We start from the raw sequence: 15,082 nt of genomic DNA on the forward strand, positions 1-15,082 counted from the left end.
AAAACAACCATCGTCCATTTCTGCGACGCGCGGGGTTCCTGGTTCTGCGAATCGGACTGGATGCTGAAAAGGGAGGTTTATATGATGACGGAGGAAATGAAAAACTGCTCTTATTGCTCGGAGGGCGTGCTGCTGGACGCGTTCGGAATCAAGATCGGCGAACTGCCGATGTCCAAGGTGATCCTGTTTAAGGAACAGAGCCACCGCGGCCGGGTGATCGTTGCCTGCAAAAAACACGTGGACGATATCACCATGCTGACCGGGGAAGAACGGAAACAGTATATGGATGACGTCTCCCATGTGGCGGAGATTCTCCATGAGCTTTTCCATCCGGACAAGATCAACTTCGGCGCGTACGGCGATACCATGCATCACCTCCACTTCCACCTGGTTCCGAAATATAAGGACGGCTTTGAGTGGGGCGGCGTGTTTGCCATGAATCCCAAGGCGGTTACGCTCACGCAGGAAGAGTACGATGAGCTGGTCCGCATGATCCGGGAGAAGCTGTAATACAGCATGCCGCGGAATAATCGGCAGCACGATCCATACAAGGTTGAGCAGCAAGGGAGCATCTGGATATGAAAGTACTGGTTCTGAACGGATCCCCCCGTCCGGATGGCGATACGGCCTGTATCCTGCAGCTCCTGAAGGAAAAACTGCCATGTGATACGGTTTTTGAATTCCTGAATGCTTTTGAAGCCGATATCCGGCCATGCGATGACTGCAGGTATTGCTGGGAAAACGAGGGCTGCCGTATCCATGACCGGATGGATATGATCTGGAAAGATGATTACGATGTTCTGGTACTGGCCTCGCCCCTGTATATGTCTTTCGTGACCCCGCCGCTCTTTTCGATTATCAGCAGGCTGAATGTGATCTGGAGCAATCGGTATTTCCTGAAAACTCCCGGCAGACTGAAACCGAAGAAGGGTATCCTCATCCTGACAGGCGGAGGGGACGGGTCCCCGGATCCTGCGATCCGTATTGCAAAGACAGCATTCAGATTCCTGAATGTACAGTTCGATCCGGCTTTGGATTATATACGGTCGCTCCATACAAACCGTGTCCCGGTCCGGGAAGACCCGGAAACGGCCGGACAGGCAGATGCGGCGGTCCGGCATTTGATTGGGGAGGTGCATGGATCATGATTGCGCTGGCTTGTGACCATCATGGAATTGCCCTGAAGCATGAATTGATGAAAATGCTGGATGAGATGGGGCTGGAATGGAAGGATTTCGGCACCTTTGACGTGAACAGCAAGGATGATTATCCGGTGTACGGATATAAAGCGGCCAAAGCGGTGGCGTCCGGGGAATGCGACCGGGGGATCCTGCTCTGCGGCACCGGGATGGGAATCAGCATTGCAGCCGGGAAAGTCCCGGGGATCCGGGTGTGTACCTGCAGCGACGTATACAGCGCTGAGATGAGCAAGCGCCATAACAACAGCAATGTCCTGACGATGGGGGCCTTGGTTGTGGGCACAGAGCAGGCGAAAATGATCGCCCGGCACTGGCTGACGGCTGAATTTGAGGGCGGCCGCCATCAGCGGCGGATTGATATGATCACCCGGATCGAGAACGGGGAAGAACCGGAAGCATAATATCAGCCGGTCAGCAAACCGGTATTTCAGGAAGGCATCGGATGAATAACGAAAAAAACTTTGGGGCGACTTTTGATACCGTAGCAGCGGACTACGATCAAATCCGCCCCGGATATGTCAGCGATATTTACAGCACAATCTTCGATTATATTCCGATCGGAGAAAACTCACGGGTTATTGAAGTCGGAAGCGGAACCGGCCAGGCCACAGAGCCTGTGCTGAAAACCGGCTGTGAACTGACGGCAGTCGAATACGGCGTGAACCTGTCGGAAGTACTGAAGGCGAAGTTCAGGGATTATCAGAACTTCCATGTTGTGACTGCCAGGTTTGAAGATGCTGAACTCGAAGAGGATGCATACGACCTTGTTTTCTCTGCAACGGCATTCCACTGGGTGCCGGAAGAGATCGGATATCCAAAACTGTATTCGATCCTGAAAAAAGGCGGTGCTTTTGCCCGCTTTGCCAACCGCCCCAGGAACTGCAGGGACAATCCGGAGCTTGGCGCGGAGATCCAGGAGCTGTACAGCGATTACTATGACCGGCATCACGGAGCCAGATCAGGAACCAAAGCCTGGTTTACGGAGGAAAAAGCAAAGGAGATCTCCCGGATTCCCGAAAAATATGGTTTTACAGATATCCGGTACCATCTGTTCTATCGGGAAAGAGTATTGACGGCCCGGGAATACATTCAGCTTCTTGGCACCTACTCGGATCACATCGCAATCGGGGAGGAGATCAGGAACGAATTCTTCTCGAAAATCGGGGAAGCGATCAACCGCCATGGGGGAACAATTACCATCAACGATACACTGGACCTGGAACTGGCAAGAAAGTAAAAAAAATGCTGAGCAGGAAGAAGGTTGAACAATGACGGTTGGTTTTGTCATCTGGAGCATTGTGTTCCTGATGCTTGTGGGTATCGGAATCTGGACGTGGAGATCAGATAAGGCCGCAGGCTTTTTTGCCGGCACAAAACCGCCGGAAGTTACGGATATCCGGAAATATAACCATTCCGTGGCGGTCCTGTGGTTTGCCTATGCGGTTCTGTTTGAACTGCTTGGGCTTCCGCTCCTCTTCCTGAAGCAGAATTCAGCGGGGTTCCTGGGATCCATTCTGGGTGTGCCGGTAATCTCGATTGCGCTGATGATCGTTTATCACCGGATTCTCCGCAAATACGAAAAGAAAAAGTGAGGAATCCATGGGAATCCTGATATGCGGGCTGAACGGAGCCGGAAAAAGCACCCTGGGCAGAATACTGGCGGACCGGATGGGATATGAGTTCATCGACAATGAGGATCTCTATTTCCCGAAGGAAGATCCAAACTATATGTTCTTCGGCCCGAGGAGCGAGGAAGAAGTGGTCCGGCTCCTGGAAGAAAAGATCACCGCGAACAACCGGTTCATCTTTGCGGCTGTCCGGGGAAATTACGGCGATAAGCTGGTATCGTCGCTGGATCATATTGTTTATATTGAGGTTCCGAAGCAGGTCCGCGGACAGCGCGTCCGGGACCGCTCGTATCAGAAATTCGGAGACCGGATGCTCCCCGGCGGGGACCTGTTTGAAAAGGAAAACAAGTGGTTTTCACTGACGGACAGCAGAACCGATGACTATGTGACGGACTGGCTGGAGCAGGCGGATTGTCCGGTAATCCGGATTGACGGGACGCGGCCGGTCGAAGAGAACGCGGATTATCTGGTTTCGGTGCTGTCAGAATGATCTGCCGATTGGATTATCGGCATTTGCAGCAGGAGGCATAGTCACATGAAGCAATGGGCGAAAAGGGTTGTCCTGTTCGGCGTGGACGGAGCCGGCACTTTTTTTGAGCAGACTCCCACCCCCAACATTGACCGTATCTTCCGCAACGGAGCCGTCTGCCGGCGCGCGCTGACCGAACTGCCGTCCATCAGCGCGGAATGCTGGGGAAGTATCCTGCACGGGGTGGACTGCCGCCGCCACGGGCTGACCAACTGGGCCACGGGCAAGCGGACATTTCCGACCGATTCGCCCTATCCGTCCGTGTTCCGGGTAATCCGGGAAAACCGGCCGGATGCGGAAATGGCTTCCTTCTGCGAATGGGGAAACGTCAACTACGGCATCATTGAGAACAATCTCGGCGTATATGAGGTCAACGCTGAGGGCGATGAGCTGATCCAGGCCGCCGTGGACTATATCAACGGGCACGATTTTACCCTGATCTACTTCCATTTCGATATTCCGGACGGGGCGGGCCATGCCCACGGTTACGGCTCGCCAGAGCACCTGGCTTCGATCACGCTGGCGGACAGCTGGATCGGCCGGGTCACGGAGGCAATTGAAAAGCGCGGCTGGCTGGAGGATACCCTGCTGCTGGTAGAGCCTGACCATGGCGGTACCCCGCCGGACGAACACGGCCGGGGCAGCCACGGCGGAGACAGTGACGCGGAGAAGTATGTGTGCTTCTTCGCCGCGGGCGGAGGCGCGCAGCACACGGAACTGCACGACATGCTGACGCGGGATACTGCGCCGGCTATCCTGCATGCTCTCGGCCTCCCGATTCCCGATACCTGGAACAGCCGGGTGCCGGGCGGCCTGTTTGCCGATGTGCCGGAGAACCTGCCCCGCCCGGAGGGACTGCCCGTCCAGGTGGAGGAGCTGAAGCTGAAGAAGGAGTACGGGCGCTTTGAGGAAGAGCTGGCCGGGCTGAAACCCGCACTGCACCTTCCGTTCTCCACGCCCGACGCCCTTCCGGAGGGTACGGAACGCATGGGCAAGCTGTACCTGGTGGACGGCCTGCGCGAAAAGGCCATGCGCTTCGATGACGGCGCGCTCCGCATCCCCTGCCCGCTGGAAGGCGGCAGTGTTTCGTTTACCGCCTGGCTGCGCCTGGACGCGGTGGAAAACAGGATGCCCGTGCTGAGCGTCCGCTGCGCGGAGGACGGGTCGTCCTGGATCTGCATCGCGGCAACGGGTGAGGACCATCTGGTGCTGTCAGTCAAGCTGCGCGGCGTCAATAAACCCCGGCATATGGAGGTTGCCCTTCCGGCCAAAAGGACAGGAACCTGGATCTTTGCGGCGGGCTCCTTTGACGCGGAAGCGGGAACCGCGGGCTTCTCCATCAACTTTGAACCCGTCATGCACCAGCTGCTGCCCGGCAGGGAGATCATGGGCGAAGGCGAAAAAGCACAGCTCCTGCTGGGTATTGACGACCTCAGCACGGATGAACAGCGCTTCCCGGGTGAGCTGGAGGACGTGTGCGTATACAACAAAGCGCTGACGGATGAGGATATCGCGAAGCTGAAGGCATATTATCTGGGGTAAAACTATGCGAATTGGATTGGTTTCATATCGGTGTGAAAACCGGAACATTGCATTCAATATGAGCCAGATTGAGCTTGCAATGAAACGCGCGGAAGGAAATGCGGAAATGCTTTGCTTCGGCGAGGCGTTTCTGCAGGGCTTTGACGCTCTGTGCTGGGATTATGATGCCGATAAGGAAATTGCGCTTGAGCTTTCATCGGAAACCATAACCCGGCTGAAGAACTGGACGGTTCAATACGGTATTTCCCTGGCAACAGGTTATATTGAGAGGGACGGGGAAAAGCTGTATTCATCCTGCGTTGTCATTTCGGAGGGCAGGATCATCCATAACTACAGGCGCATCTCAAAAGGCTGGAAAGAATACTCCAGGACAGACGGACATTATTGCGAGGGTGATCAGACGGGAACATTCCGGCTCCACGGGAAAGAAATGATGATTACACTTTGCGGCGATCTCTGGGACTTTCCGGACCGGTTTCGGACAGAACATCTCCTGCTCTGGCCTGTATATGTCAACTACACGGTTGAGGAATGGAATTCCGGCGCGCTTGATGAATATGCGGTACAGTCGGCGCTGGCAGCGAACGACGTTCTGATGATCAATCCGATTGACAATGATCCTGTAAATCACGGCGGCTCCTTCCGCTTTCATCACGGAAAGACCATTGCAAGGATCCCGTTTGACCAGGAAGAAATACTGATAGTGGATATTCCGTAGCAAAACTGACAGGTGCTGTCCTGATCGCTACTGGTTGATTATATTGAACAAGGAGGCATATTGATGGAAATTGCATTCCAGGTTGTCAGCGTGATCCTGATTATCGGAGCGGTACTTCTGTTCTGGAAAAAGAATTCCGGGAATTCCGTGATTACAAACTTCCAGAAAGCACTGGTTGTTTTCCAGATTGTACTGTGCGGCGGTTTCTTTGCCCTGTGCGTTTCCGACGTGCTGGATATCCGGGTGAATTTCTCGGCTGTACGCGTGTCCCTGAATGTTTTTTATGCGCTGGTGTTTCTTTCCCTGACAGCATTCGCCCTGTCGGGTTTGGAACAAAAAAAGCAAAAGTATATGCGGTTGATTGTCTGCTTATGTGCCGCATTGATTGCGATGCAGTGCTTTGTTTTTCCGTATGATGCGAAAAATGAGTTTATGCGGATTTGCGAAGCGGTTGAAGGGATTGCTGTTTTCACCATGCTGATCGTGCTGGCAACACAGATCAACAATGAGAAATATGGCCAAAGCGCCCTGTTTGTGATCATTCTTCTTGAGATTGCAGTCGCTGTATTCAACACCGTGCAGCCGATGGCCTCCATCACAGAGGATATCCAGAGCATCGATATCCCGATGAATTATCTGGCGCTGTATATGCGGCCTGTCATATTCGCCTCTCTTGCGTTGGTTTACCGCACCTGGATGGATCTGTACAAAGCCGGAAAACCGGAAGCGGAAATGTGACAATCCTGCCGGGTATGAAGACCGGGAAACAATAAGGTGGCTGTTGCCGTGAATTCGGTTATGAAGGATGTATCGGGTCTATGTGGGATGGACGGCGCGCCTGCCGGATACATTAAGGGGATTAGAAACGATGTCGAACCGTAAAGCAGTGGTTCTGGATATGACAAAAGGAAACGCCGTCAGGATGATCCTGACTTTCGCGATTCCGCTGTTTATCGGAAACATCTTCCAGCAGGTCTATTCCATGGTGGATACCATGGTGGCCGGATACTGCCTGGGGGATCAGGCGATTGCTGCGATCGGATCAACATCCTCCCTGTACGGGCTGGTGATTGACCTGGCATGGGGATTGAACAGCGGCTTTGCGCTGATCGTGACGCAGGCCTTTGGCGCCCACGAGCGGTGGAAAATCCGAAAAGCCATCGGGCATATGATGGTACTGGACGGAATTATTGCGGCTGCTCTGGCAATTCCCGCACTGATCTTCCTCCCGTCGTTGATGCGGCTGATGAATACGCCTGAAAGTATCTTTGATCAGGCATACAGCTATATGGTGGTGATTATTGCGGGCTTGCCGGCAACCATCTGCTATAACATGTTTGCCGGAATCCTGCGGGCCTTCGGGAACAGCAGAACACCGCTGTATTTCCTGATATTCTCCAGTGTTCTGAATATCGCTCTGGATCTGCTTTTTGTGGCGGTGTTCCAGATGGGTGTGGGCGGCGCTGCGTTGGCAACGGTTGCGGCGCAGGTTGTTTCAGGCGTTCTGGCAGGCATCCATGTATATCACAGCTACTGCGATATGCTGCCGGCGAAGGAAGATTTCAGGCTGGAAAAAGGACTGACAAAAGAAATGCTGGCCACCGGCACAGCGATGGGATTTATGTACAGTCTTGTGGATCTGGGCTCCGTGGTATTCCAGGGGGCGTCGAATGCCCTTGGCGATATATATATTGCGGCTCATACTGCTGCCCGGCGGATCATCAACATTCTGATGCAGCCCATGAGCGGCTTGATGAATGCTTCAGGCACCTTTGTTGGTCAGAATTGGGGCGCGAAGCAGAAGCAGAGAATCCGGGACACACTGAAAAAAATCATGGGGATGCAGATTGCCTGGGGATTGTTTTCCTGCCTGATCGTATATCTCTTCGGACAAGCAATCATCCGGTTTGTGACCGGAACGCAGAGCGAAGAAATCCTGGACAACGCAGTCATGAGCCTGCGCATCCATTTTCCCTTCTTCCCGGTATTGGGCGTTTTGCTGGCAATGCGGGTCAGCATGCAAAGTATGGGGCAGAAGACTGCACCGGTGGTCTCCAGCGTTATTGAACTGCTGATGAAGATAATTGCTGCCCTGTGGATGATTCCTGCATTCGGGTTTGTCGGGGTCTGCGTGACAGAGCCGGTCACCTGGGCGATTATGACAGCTTTCCTGATAACTGTTTATCTGGTGAAAACCCAAAAGATACTGGCAGACTGATGGTAAGAACCAGGGTGTGTAAAAACCAGACTGATGCAGGGAGAACCGGAACATAAGGGCGCTGCACCGGTGGGTATTGACCATAAAGTGGAGGATAAGGGATGACAGCAAAAGACTACATTACCAGACCAAAGATGATTCTTTTTGACTATGGTGGAACACTGCTATGTGAACCTGAATGGGATATGCTTCGAGGTGAGAGAGCCATTTTTGAACATATTGTTGCCAATCCGCATCACTATACACCAGAAGAACTTTGCTCATGGGAAAAAGAATACTTTCAGTCACTTCAAAATGTCAGAGACTTAGGGGCAGAGCCTACAGAAATTCAGATGCTGCGACTCAAATATGAGCTTCACGGAATAAAACTGGATATCCCATATGATGAAGCTGAATATATCTTCTGGGATCATACGGCTCCGATGTCAGAAAAATGCTTGTACCCCAATATTCGTGAATTGTTAATCTATCTACATGATAACAGTATTCGCACGGGAGTTATAAGTAATATCGGCTGGACAGGATCAGCATTACGACGGAGAATCAACACACTTCTTCCGGATCATCATTTTGAGTTTATTCTTGCTTCCAGTGATTACGGATTGAGGAAGCCAGATAAAAGACTGTTTCAGGTGGCCTTGGAAAAGGCTGCGCTGAAACCAGATGATGTCTGGTTCTGTGGAGACACATTCGATAAGGATATAGAAGGCGCTCATGCTGCTGGGATACACGCTGTTCTCTATCAAGGATCTGCTGATGGCAGTGCGAGGCGGCTTTTTCAAAATAATAGTAATACACATATTCCAATGATTTTGGACTGGAACGATTTCATTGAGATTCTAAAAAGCATTATGTAGAACTATTTGAGCGGCATTTACCGAGGTGATTGTTGTGAAAGTATTAAGCTTGACAGAGCCATACGCAACATTGGTCAAAAAAGGATTCAAAACCATAGATACACGGAGTTGGAAAACAAGATATCGAGGTAAATTATATATTCATGCCAGTTCAACGCGCATACCCAAGGATTACCGTGAAAATCAGGAACTGATGTCCCTTGTTGATCTACAGGAATTGAATTATGGGAATATTATCTGCGTTTGTGAACTGAATGACTGCATTTTGATGACAGATTCTTTCGTTGAAGAAATCAGAAAAAACCAAAGCGAGTTTGTTTCAGGAGTATATGCACCAGGAAGATATGCTTGGATTTTTAAAAACATTACTGTTCTGGATCATCCAATTCCTGCTAAGGGGCATCTTGGCTTATGGGATTTTGATTATTTGTGATAAACTTGACAAACATAAATACCATGATTTGAGGTTTTTCGCCACCCTGTTTACATCGAATCCGCCACCTCGTTTACATCGAAAGTTTGGGATATTAGGTGAACCGTCACTTTGCCCGCGCCGAACTTTGTGTACGGCAAATGAGTACCCCCGGACGCGGGCAAAAAGAAAGAGAAGCCTGATTTCTCAAGCTTCTCGTGTGGTGGTGACAGTTGGACTCGAACCAACGGTCTCCCTTCGGTCGGTCAGCTTCGCAATCAGGTCGAACCAACGTCCGCAACCTCAATGGTCGTGACTCCACACTGTGGAGATCACTCCCTTTCGGTTGAGAAAGCCACCGACGAGATTCCCGCCACTGGCGGTCGTCGGTGGCTTTCCCCCATGATGTGAACCTGTTCACATCATGGGACCGTTCGTTCGGAACCAAGATGCGATCATACAAAAATCAGGACCGCCATAAAGGCGGTCCTGATTTTTGTGTGGTGACAGTTGGACTCGAACCAACGACCCCATCGATGTGAACGATGTGCTCTACCGACTGAGCCATGCCACCGGGAACAGACGATATTATACACGAAGGGGAGGGATTGGTCAAGGCGAAATTTTCAGTTACGCGTTCTGGAAAACGTTGGAGTAAATCCGGCCGCGGACGGGGGTGACGCCGCACTGCTCGAAAAGCTGCGGGACGGTGAGGAATTCAAAGCCGCGCTTCTTCAGTTCGGGGATGACCACCTTCAGGGCTTCCACGGTGTTGACGTTGCCGGTCATGTCGTGCAGGAGGTAGATGACGCCGTCGGCGGCGATATTCAGCATCCGGCGGATGCGTTCTTCGGCGGAAACTTCGGGAACCCAGTCCTCACAGCCGATACCGGAAATGAAGGTAAGGTCCACCGCGTCAAACAGCGAAGGGCTGATGGAGATGAAGGGCGGACGGAAGAAGCGGGGGCTTTCCCCGGTCACGGCGGCGATCTTCTCCGAGCAGACGCGGATCTCTTCCCGGACTTCTTCGGCCGGCATATCGGCCATCGGCCGGTGGGTGATGGAGTGGTTTTCGATATCACAGCCCAGCGAAACGGCACGGCGGATCTGGCCTTCCGTTTCCGGGGAGATGTTGTTTGCGATCAGGAAAAATGACGCGGGAATATGATGCTCCTCCAGGAGATCCAGCACCTGGGGTGTGGTGATGTTGTTGGGGCCGTCGTCGAAGCTCAGCGCGATACGCACGGGGAGCACCTCCTCGGAAGGTTGCTTTCTGTTATTATATGTCGGTGTGCGGCAACATGGGGAATTATATCGGACGGCATGGAAATTGTAAAGGCGCTTTCTTGACAGGGAACGGGCGGAACGATAGAATGTTAGGGCACTCAGGAGCCGGATAGTCCGGCACAGACGAAAGAAACGGGGTGAACGGGATGAAAGCGGATTTTCGGAAGACGATGGAAGCGCTGGACAGCGTTTCCACGGAGAAACTGCTTTCCTGTGCCCATTCCTGCCCGCCGCCGGACCGGAGGAAGATCGTCCGGGTGATCAAGGATTTCCAGGCGGTTCTTTTCCCACTGTGCTTCCGCCGGGATGATCCGGATATGGCGGATGAGGTGCTGCTGGGAAGGGGCCTGCATGCCCTGGAACAGCAGATCAGCGTCGCCCTGTGCTTTTCCGGGAAAGAACGCCAGGAGGCTGTGGAGGAAGCCGCGGAAGCATGCGAAACCTTTGCGGCCCGGCTGGCTCCGGTGAAGGAGTTGCTGCTGAAGGATATCGAGGCACTGTACGAAGGCGACCCCGCGGCGAAATGCCGGGAAGAGGTCATGATTTCCTATCCGGGCTTCTACGCGGTTTCCATCTACCGGATGGCGCATGAACTGTACAGCCTGAAGATTCCGCTGATTCCCCGTATCATGACAGAGTTCGCCCATGAGAAGACGGGAATCGATATCCATCCGGGCGCGACGGTGGGAGAGTTCTTCTGCATTGACCACGGTACCGGTATCGTCATCGGGGAAACCACGGTGATCGGCGACCATGTGAAGCTGTACCAGGGCGTGACGCTCGGTGCGAAGAGCTTCGAGCTGGATGAGGACGGAAATCCCGTGAAGGGGATCAAACGCCATCCGAACATCGGGAACCATGTGGTCATCTACGCCAACGCGACAATTCTGGGAGGGAACACGACGATCGGGGACAACTGTGTGATCGGCGGCAACACCTGGCTGACGCACTCCGTGAAGCCGGGGACCACGGTAGCCTACACCGCGCCGGAGAACCAGAAGCAGGAATAAGTTTTTGACAGATATGAAAACAGCAGCCTTCGGGCTGCTGTTTTGGGTTACCGCTGGCTGCTCAGGATCAGGTCCGTGAATACGGGGTCCTGTTCCATAAGCGCCCGGGTTTCCATATCCACCTGGCAGGTCTGGTGAAGGCCGTTGTCTTTCTGGTACTGCTTCAGGGCTTTCACGGAGTTTTCCGTGATTTCCTCGATGACCTGCCGCTCGTTCAGGTAACCTTGCAGGAACAGGTAGCGGTTGATAACGGGGCAGTCATCGCCCCGGCTGCACAGCCGGAGGGACCGGGTGGCCTTCCGGATGGGAGTTCCGAACCCATAGATCCTTCCGTCGGCGGCGCCATATACAGCCCGCTGGACCCGGTCCGGGTTGTTGCCTTCGATCACGTGAATCAGCAGGGATCCGTCCGGATCCTGCGAAACGCCTTCAACGATCGCCACATGGTCGGTCCCCTTTTTGGGGTTGTAATACGAAAACCACATGTAATCCCCGGGGTCAGGGATGTATTCATGGTTCTCCAGGTAGGTATCCGCCCCGTTCAGCCACATCCGCTCGTCCGTGGCAGGTACCCGGGAATGGGCGGAGATGAAACGCTCCCGTTCCAGGAACCAGGGTGCGCCGTCCTTGGGGTGGCCGTAATGGGGAAAGATATTGTTCATCAGGGAAGTGCCGTAGCGCTGGTCCGTTTCGTTTACACACCAGGTGAGGAACTCCGCACACCAGGCGCAGTACTCGTCCCCGATCCATTTTCCGTATTTGGACTTGTTGTTCGGCCCTTCCACATAGCCGATCTCCTCCTGGGCGGTTTTCAGGACGAGAAGCCACGGGGCGTTTTCCAGGGCGTCCGTCTCGTCAATGACCGGAGGAACCCATTCCTCCGTGGGTACCCAGGTTCTGCCGGACGGGGCCTCCGCGAGGCATACCGGGACCAGGGCAGACAGGAAAACCATCAGCAGCAGGAATCCGAATATTCTCTTTTTCATGCTCAAGCCCCCTGAATTGTCAGGTTAATGACATACAAATTATATAGCATATTTTGAAATCTGTCATCCTGCTGACTGAAGCGCTTCCTGCGGGGGCGCTTTCTTGACAGGAATCGCGGACAACATATAAAATAGATCAGTTATATGATGTGCAGAAATGGGATCCCGGACAGCTTTGGGAGAAAAAGGGGGAGCAGTTTACATGAAACGGATGATCAGCATTCTTCTGGCATTGCTTTTCCTCTTCGGAGCTTTCGGAGCCGGAGCGGAAACCAATGAGGAACTGATGGCTTCTTCCTTTGTGCTCCGCCATGCGGACCGGAGCATCCCGAAGGTAGCCATCACGGTGGATGACTGCTACCAGAGCGCGACGGAATGGATCCGGCGGGACGTGGAGCTGTGCCGGAAGTACGGGATCGCGATGACGTTTTTCCCGCTGGTGTATACCGGGTGCCTGGAAGAAAAATACCGCGACCTCTGGCAGGAAGTGCTGGACAGCGGGTGCGAGATCGGTACGCATTCCAACCGCCATGTCAAATTCGGCAACCGGGACGCGATCGGGATTATCGGGGGACTCGGCCGGGCCCAGGAAGCCCTGGACAAGACCCTGGGATACCATTATGAGGTCCGGTGGCTGCGCCCGCCGTACGGGAGTGTTGACAAAGGAAAGCGCCTGAGCAGCCAGTCGGTGATCAAGGCCATCCAGAAATACGGTTTTGAGCATATTGTGGACTGGGACGTCAGCGAAACGGTGGACCTGAAAAAAGCGCTGAAAGTAACGCAGAACGGAAGCATCCTGCTGTTCCATTCCAAGAAGAAGGATACGCTCTTCCTGGAGAAGCTGATTCCGGAACTGCTGGAGCGTGGGTTTGAGCTGGTGACGGTCAGCGAGCTGTTCGGCTTTGAGCCCCCGGAAACGGGCGAAGAGCTGTATGTGTACAACAAGGCGGATTACCAGTAACCGCCTGCGGGATCCGGAGACAGCATGGGCTGCGTGAATTTGAGTACGGAAGAGGGATGCTTGCCGGATGATCAGGAAAGGGCTTTCCGTATTTCTGGCGCTGATTCTGCTCCTGCCGGCAGCCCTTGCGGAAGGGACGGCAGGAAAAGACCCGGAAACCGGGCTGGAATACTTTAAGGTCCGGCATGGCAGCCGTGAAAGCCGGAAGATCGCAATTACCATGGACGACGTGAATGAGCGCCAGTGGGTGTGGAAAGCGGTGGAACTCTGCCGCGAATATGGAATCGCGATGACGTTCTTTCCGAACGGATCCAGCCTGAAGGAAGCCGACCGGGAAGGATGGCTGGACGTGATTGATGTCGGCTGCGAAATCGGAAACCATGGCAACGATCACAAAAGCATGAAGGAGCAGGGCGCGTGGGCGGTCCTGTACAAACTGGGGATTTTCCAGCAAAAGCTGGACAGCGTGCTCGGGGTCCATTATCCGGTCCGGTGGTTCCGGCCGCCGTACGGTGATATTGCCGACAGTTCCGGGAATGAGAACCCCCATACCCGGACCATCCGGATGTACGGGTATGACCACGTGCTCCTCTGGGATGTCAGCGAAACAAACGCCCGGAAGGCTGCTGAAAAGGTTCAGAACGGGAGTATCCTGCTGTACCATGCCCGGAAGAAGGACTATGAGTGCCTGGCGGAACTGATCCCCATGCTCCTGGATGCCGGATATGAACCGGTGACGGTCAGCGAACTGTTCGGTTATCCCCTGCCTGAAACCGGCGGGGAGCTGTATACTTTTGACAAGGATCTGTATCTGGAAAAGTAAGGCGTTTATGCCGGCGGAGGTGGATGATTCGGATGATCAGAAGATGGAGCCTGATACTCCTGGCGCTTATGCTTTTCTGCTCGGCCGCCATGGCGGAGGGGGAACTGCGCGGTTACAGCGAAGGAAACGGCTATATCTATGTGACCTTCGGGCGATATTTCCAGAGCATCGACGGCGGAACCCCGGACAACGGAAAGCAGGCCTGGCAGTGGAGCACCCAGGCGAAAACGGAGCGGAAAGCCGCCAAGAAGGCAAAGAAGGAATACGATCCGGGAGAAGCCCGGAAAGACCCGATCCTCTGGCGGGTGATGTCCGCGGACGGGGAAAAGGTATTCCTCCTCAGCGAGTATGTGCTGTTTGCTTCCGTAATGCACAGCAGCATCAAGGAATTCCGGGACTACGGTTCGGACTTCACGATAACGGACCTGAGCCGGAAACTGAACGGCGAGTTTATGGCGGACGCCTTTTCCGAAACGGAACAGGCAGCCATGCTGGAGCGGGACGGGCTGGGAAAGGTATTCCTTCCGGATTCCCGGGAACTGGAAGACCCGGCAATGGGCTTCAGCAAACAAAAGAGCCAGAACAAGCTGCGGAAAGCCTGGGCGACGGAGTACGCCATCCGGGTGACCGGGGCTTATGTATACCAGCCGAAGAACGGAAACCATACGCCGTACTGGCTGCGGGAGCAGTCCACGACGGATAAGCGGCAGGGCCGGTCCATCAAAAGCACCGGGGCAATCGGCCGCCTCGGCGTGACCGGGGAGGATGTCGGCGCCCGCCCCGCGATTGACCTGCGGCCGGATGCCATCCGGATCGAAGGCGGCAGCGGGACAAAGGATGATCCCTACCGGCTGGTGCCTGTTTCGGAAGAAGCCGGACAGCCTGAAGTGACAACGGAAGAACTGGAATAAA

18 protein-coding genes and 1 tRNA gene are annotated in these 15,082 nt (G+C 54.0%); 16 read left to right on the plus strand and 3 right to left on the minus strand.

Translation table 11 applies throughout. The features are described from left to right. The first annotated feature begins 96 nt into the window (after positions 1–96). The 12 genes from JNO48_08725 (at position 97) to JNO48_08780 (ending at position 9,124) form a co-directional block, all read left to right on the plus strand. Positions 97–510 (plus strand): HIT family protein, encoded by a 414-nt coding sequence (locus JNO48_08725; GenBank protein QTE69728.1) that lies wholly within the window; start codon positions 97–99, stop codon positions 508–510. Between the two features lie 68 nt (positions 511–578). Next, positions 579–1,148, plus strand: a complete 570-nt coding sequence (locus JNO48_08730) for a flavodoxin family protein (GenBank protein QTE67290.1) — start codon at positions 579–581, stop codon at positions 1,146–1,148. Continuing rightward, on the plus strand, positions 1,145–1,600 hold the full coding sequence (gene rpiB, locus JNO48_08735) for a ribose 5-phosphate isomerase B (protein ID QTE67291.1): 456 nt from the start codon (positions 1,145–1,147) through the stop codon (positions 1,598–1,600). Before JNO48_08730 ends, rpiB begins: the two co-directional genes overlap by 4 nt. A gap of 41 nt (positions 1,601–1,641) precedes the next feature. Continuing rightward, positions 1,642–2,436, plus strand: a complete 795-nt coding sequence (locus tag JNO48_08740) for a methyltransferase domain-containing protein (GenBank protein ID QTE67292.1) — start codon at positions 1,642–1,644, stop codon at positions 2,434–2,436. Positions 2,437–2,467: 31 nt separating this feature from the next. Further along, positions 2,468–2,791, plus strand: coding sequence for a hypothetical protein (locus tag JNO48_08745; GenBank protein QTE67293.1), 324 nt, complete (start codon positions 2,468–2,470; stop codon positions 2,789–2,791). Between the two features lie 7 nt (positions 2,792–2,798). Next, the gene (locus tag JNO48_08750; GenBank protein QTE67294.1) at positions 2,799–3,317 is read left to right on the plus strand and encodes an AAA family ATPase; all 519 of its coding nucleotides are present in this window, start codon (positions 2,799–2,801) and stop codon (positions 3,315–3,317) included. A 45-nt stretch (positions 3,318–3,362) separates the two neighbouring features. Further along, entirely contained in the window at positions 3,363–4,898 is a 1,536-nt protein-coding gene (locus JNO48_08755) for an alkaline phosphatase family protein (protein ID QTE67295.1), read from the plus strand. A gap of 58 nt (positions 4,899–4,956) precedes the next feature. After that, on the plus strand, positions 4,957–5,616 hold the full coding sequence (locus JNO48_08760) for a carbon-nitrogen hydrolase family protein (protein ID QTE67296.1): 660 nt from the start codon (positions 4,957–4,959) through the stop codon (positions 5,614–5,616). A gap of 63 nt (positions 5,617–5,679) precedes the next feature. Further along, entirely contained in the window at positions 5,680–6,354 is a 675-nt protein-coding gene (locus JNO48_08765) for a hypothetical protein (GenBank protein QTE67297.1), read from the plus strand. A 130-nt stretch (positions 6,355–6,484) separates the two neighbouring features. After that, positions 6,485–7,834, plus strand: coding sequence for an MATE family efflux transporter (locus JNO48_08770; protein ID QTE67298.1), 1,350 nt, complete (start codon positions 6,485–6,487; stop codon positions 7,832–7,834). Between the two features lie 101 nt (positions 7,835–7,935). After that, positions 7,936–8,691, plus strand: coding sequence for an HAD family hydrolase (locus JNO48_08775; protein QTE67299.1), 756 nt, complete (start codon positions 7,936–7,938; stop codon positions 8,689–8,691). Positions 8,692–8,725: 34 nt separating this feature from the next. After that, the gene (locus tag JNO48_08780) at positions 8,726–9,124 is read left to right on the plus strand and encodes an ASCH domain-containing protein (GenBank protein ID QTE67300.1); all 399 of its coding nucleotides are present in this window, start codon (positions 8,726–8,728) and stop codon (positions 9,122–9,124) included. A gap of 480 nt (positions 9,125–9,604) precedes the next feature. Here the strand turns inward: JNO48_08780 and JNO48_08785 are convergent. Both JNO48_08785 and JNO48_08790 read right to left on the minus strand, forming a co-directional pair. After that, a tRNA-Val gene (locus tag JNO48_08785) sits at positions 9,605–9,677 on the minus strand. A 56-nt stretch (positions 9,678–9,733) separates the two neighbouring features. After that, positions 9,734–10,357: a polysaccharide deacetylase family protein gene (locus JNO48_08790; protein QTE67301.1), complete on the minus strand. Its 624-nt coding sequence runs from the start codon at positions 10,355–10,357 to the stop codon at positions 9,734–9,736. 179 nt (positions 10,358–10,536) lie between these two features. Between JNO48_08790 and JNO48_08795 the strand changes: the two genes are divergently transcribed. Further along, the gene (locus JNO48_08795; protein QTE67302.1) at positions 10,537–11,400 is read left to right on the plus strand and encodes a serine acetyltransferase; all 864 of its coding nucleotides are present in this window, start codon (positions 10,537–10,539) and stop codon (positions 11,398–11,400) included. 47 nt (positions 11,401–11,447) lie between these two features. On the opposite strand, the gene JNO48_08800 is transcribed toward JNO48_08795, so the two are convergent. Continuing rightward, positions 11,448–12,386 carry a CHAP domain-containing protein gene (locus tag JNO48_08800; GenBank protein ID QTE67303.1) on the minus strand — a complete coding sequence of 313 codons (939 nt, stop codon included), beginning with the start codon at positions 12,384–12,386 and terminating at the stop codon, positions 11,448–11,450. A gap of 202 nt (positions 12,387–12,588) precedes the next feature. Here JNO48_08800 and JNO48_08805 point away from each other — a divergent pair, with 202 nt between their 5' ends. The 3 genes from JNO48_08805 to JNO48_08815 all read left to right on the plus strand — a co-directional run bounded on the left by JNO48_08805 (position 12,589) and on the right by JNO48_08815 (position 15,081). Beyond that, positions 12,589–13,347 (plus strand): polysaccharide deacetylase family protein, encoded by a 759-nt coding sequence (locus JNO48_08805; GenBank protein QTE67304.1) that lies wholly within the window; start codon positions 12,589–12,591, stop codon positions 13,345–13,347. 67 nt (positions 13,348–13,414) lie between these two features. Beyond that, a complete protein-coding gene (locus JNO48_08810; protein ID QTE67305.1) occupies positions 13,415–14,170 on the plus strand; it encodes a polysaccharide deacetylase family protein in 756 nt (251 codons plus the stop codon). A gap of 32 nt (positions 14,171–14,202) precedes the next feature. After that, positions 14,203–15,081: a hypothetical protein gene (locus JNO48_08815; protein QTE67306.1), complete on the plus strand. Its 879-nt coding sequence runs from the start codon at positions 14,203–14,205 to the stop codon at positions 15,079–15,081. Position 15,082 lies beyond the last annotated feature (1 nt).

It is taken from the genome of Clostridiales bacterium (genome assembly GCA_017569285.1).
GTDB lineage: Bacteria > Bacillota > Clostridia > Christensenellales > Aristaeellaceae > Aristaeella.

Coding starts and splice junctions, on each gene's coding strand:
- JNO48_08725 (QTE69728.1), top strand. CDS start 97: ATGAAAAACTGCTCTTATTGCTCGGAGGGCGTGCTGCTGGACGCGTTC.
- JNO48_08745 (QTE67293.1), top strand. CDS start 2,468: ATGACGGTTGGTTTTGTCATCTGGAGCATTGTGTTCCTGATGCTTGTG.
- JNO48_08750 (QTE67294.1), top strand. CDS start 2,799: ATGGGAATCCTGATATGCGGGCTGAACGGAGCCGGAAAAAGCACCCTG.
- JNO48_08770 (QTE67298.1), top strand. CDS start 6,485: ATGTCGAACCGTAAAGCAGTGGTTCTGGATATGACAAAAGGAAACGCC.
- JNO48_08730 (QTE67290.1), top strand. CDS start 579: ATGAAAGTACTGGTTCTGAACGGATCCCCCCGTCCGGATGGCGATACG.
- JNO48_08810 (QTE67305.1), top strand. CDS start 13,415: ATGATCAGGAAAGGGCTTTCCGTATTTCTGGCGCTGATTCTGCTCCTG.
- JNO48_08765 (QTE67297.1), top strand. CDS start 5,680: ATGGAAATTGCATTCCAGGTTGTCAGCGTGATCCTGATTATCGGAGCG.
- JNO48_08795 (QTE67302.1), top strand. CDS start 10,537: ATGAAAGCGGATTTTCGGAAGACGATGGAAGCGCTGGACAGCGTTTCC.
- JNO48_08775 (QTE67299.1), top strand. CDS start 7,936: ATGACAGCAAAAGACTACATTACCAGACCAAAGATGATTCTTTTTGAC.
- JNO48_08760 (QTE67296.1), top strand. CDS start 4,957: ATGAGCCAGATTGAGCTTGCAATGAAACGCGCGGAAGGAAATGCGGAA.
- JNO48_08755 (QTE67295.1), top strand. CDS start 3,363: ATGAAGCAATGGGCGAAAAGGGTTGTCCTGTTCGGCGTGGACGGAGCC.
- rpiB (QTE67291.1), top strand. CDS start 1,145: ATGATTGCGCTGGCTTGTGACCATCATGGAATTGCCCTGAAGCATGAA.
- JNO48_08800 (QTE67303.1), bottom strand. CDS start 12,386: ATGAAAAAGAGAATATTCGGATTCCTGCTGCTGATGGTTTTCCTGTCT.
- JNO48_08805 (QTE67304.1), top strand. CDS start 12,589: ATGAAACGGATGATCAGCATTCTTCTGGCATTGCTTTTCCTCTTCGGA.
- JNO48_08815 (QTE67306.1), top strand. CDS start 14,203: ATGATCAGAAGATGGAGCCTGATACTCCTGGCGCTTATGCTTTTCTGC.
- JNO48_08740 (QTE67292.1), top strand. CDS start 1,642: ATGAATAACGAAAAAAACTTTGGGGCGACTTTTGATACCGTAGCAGCG.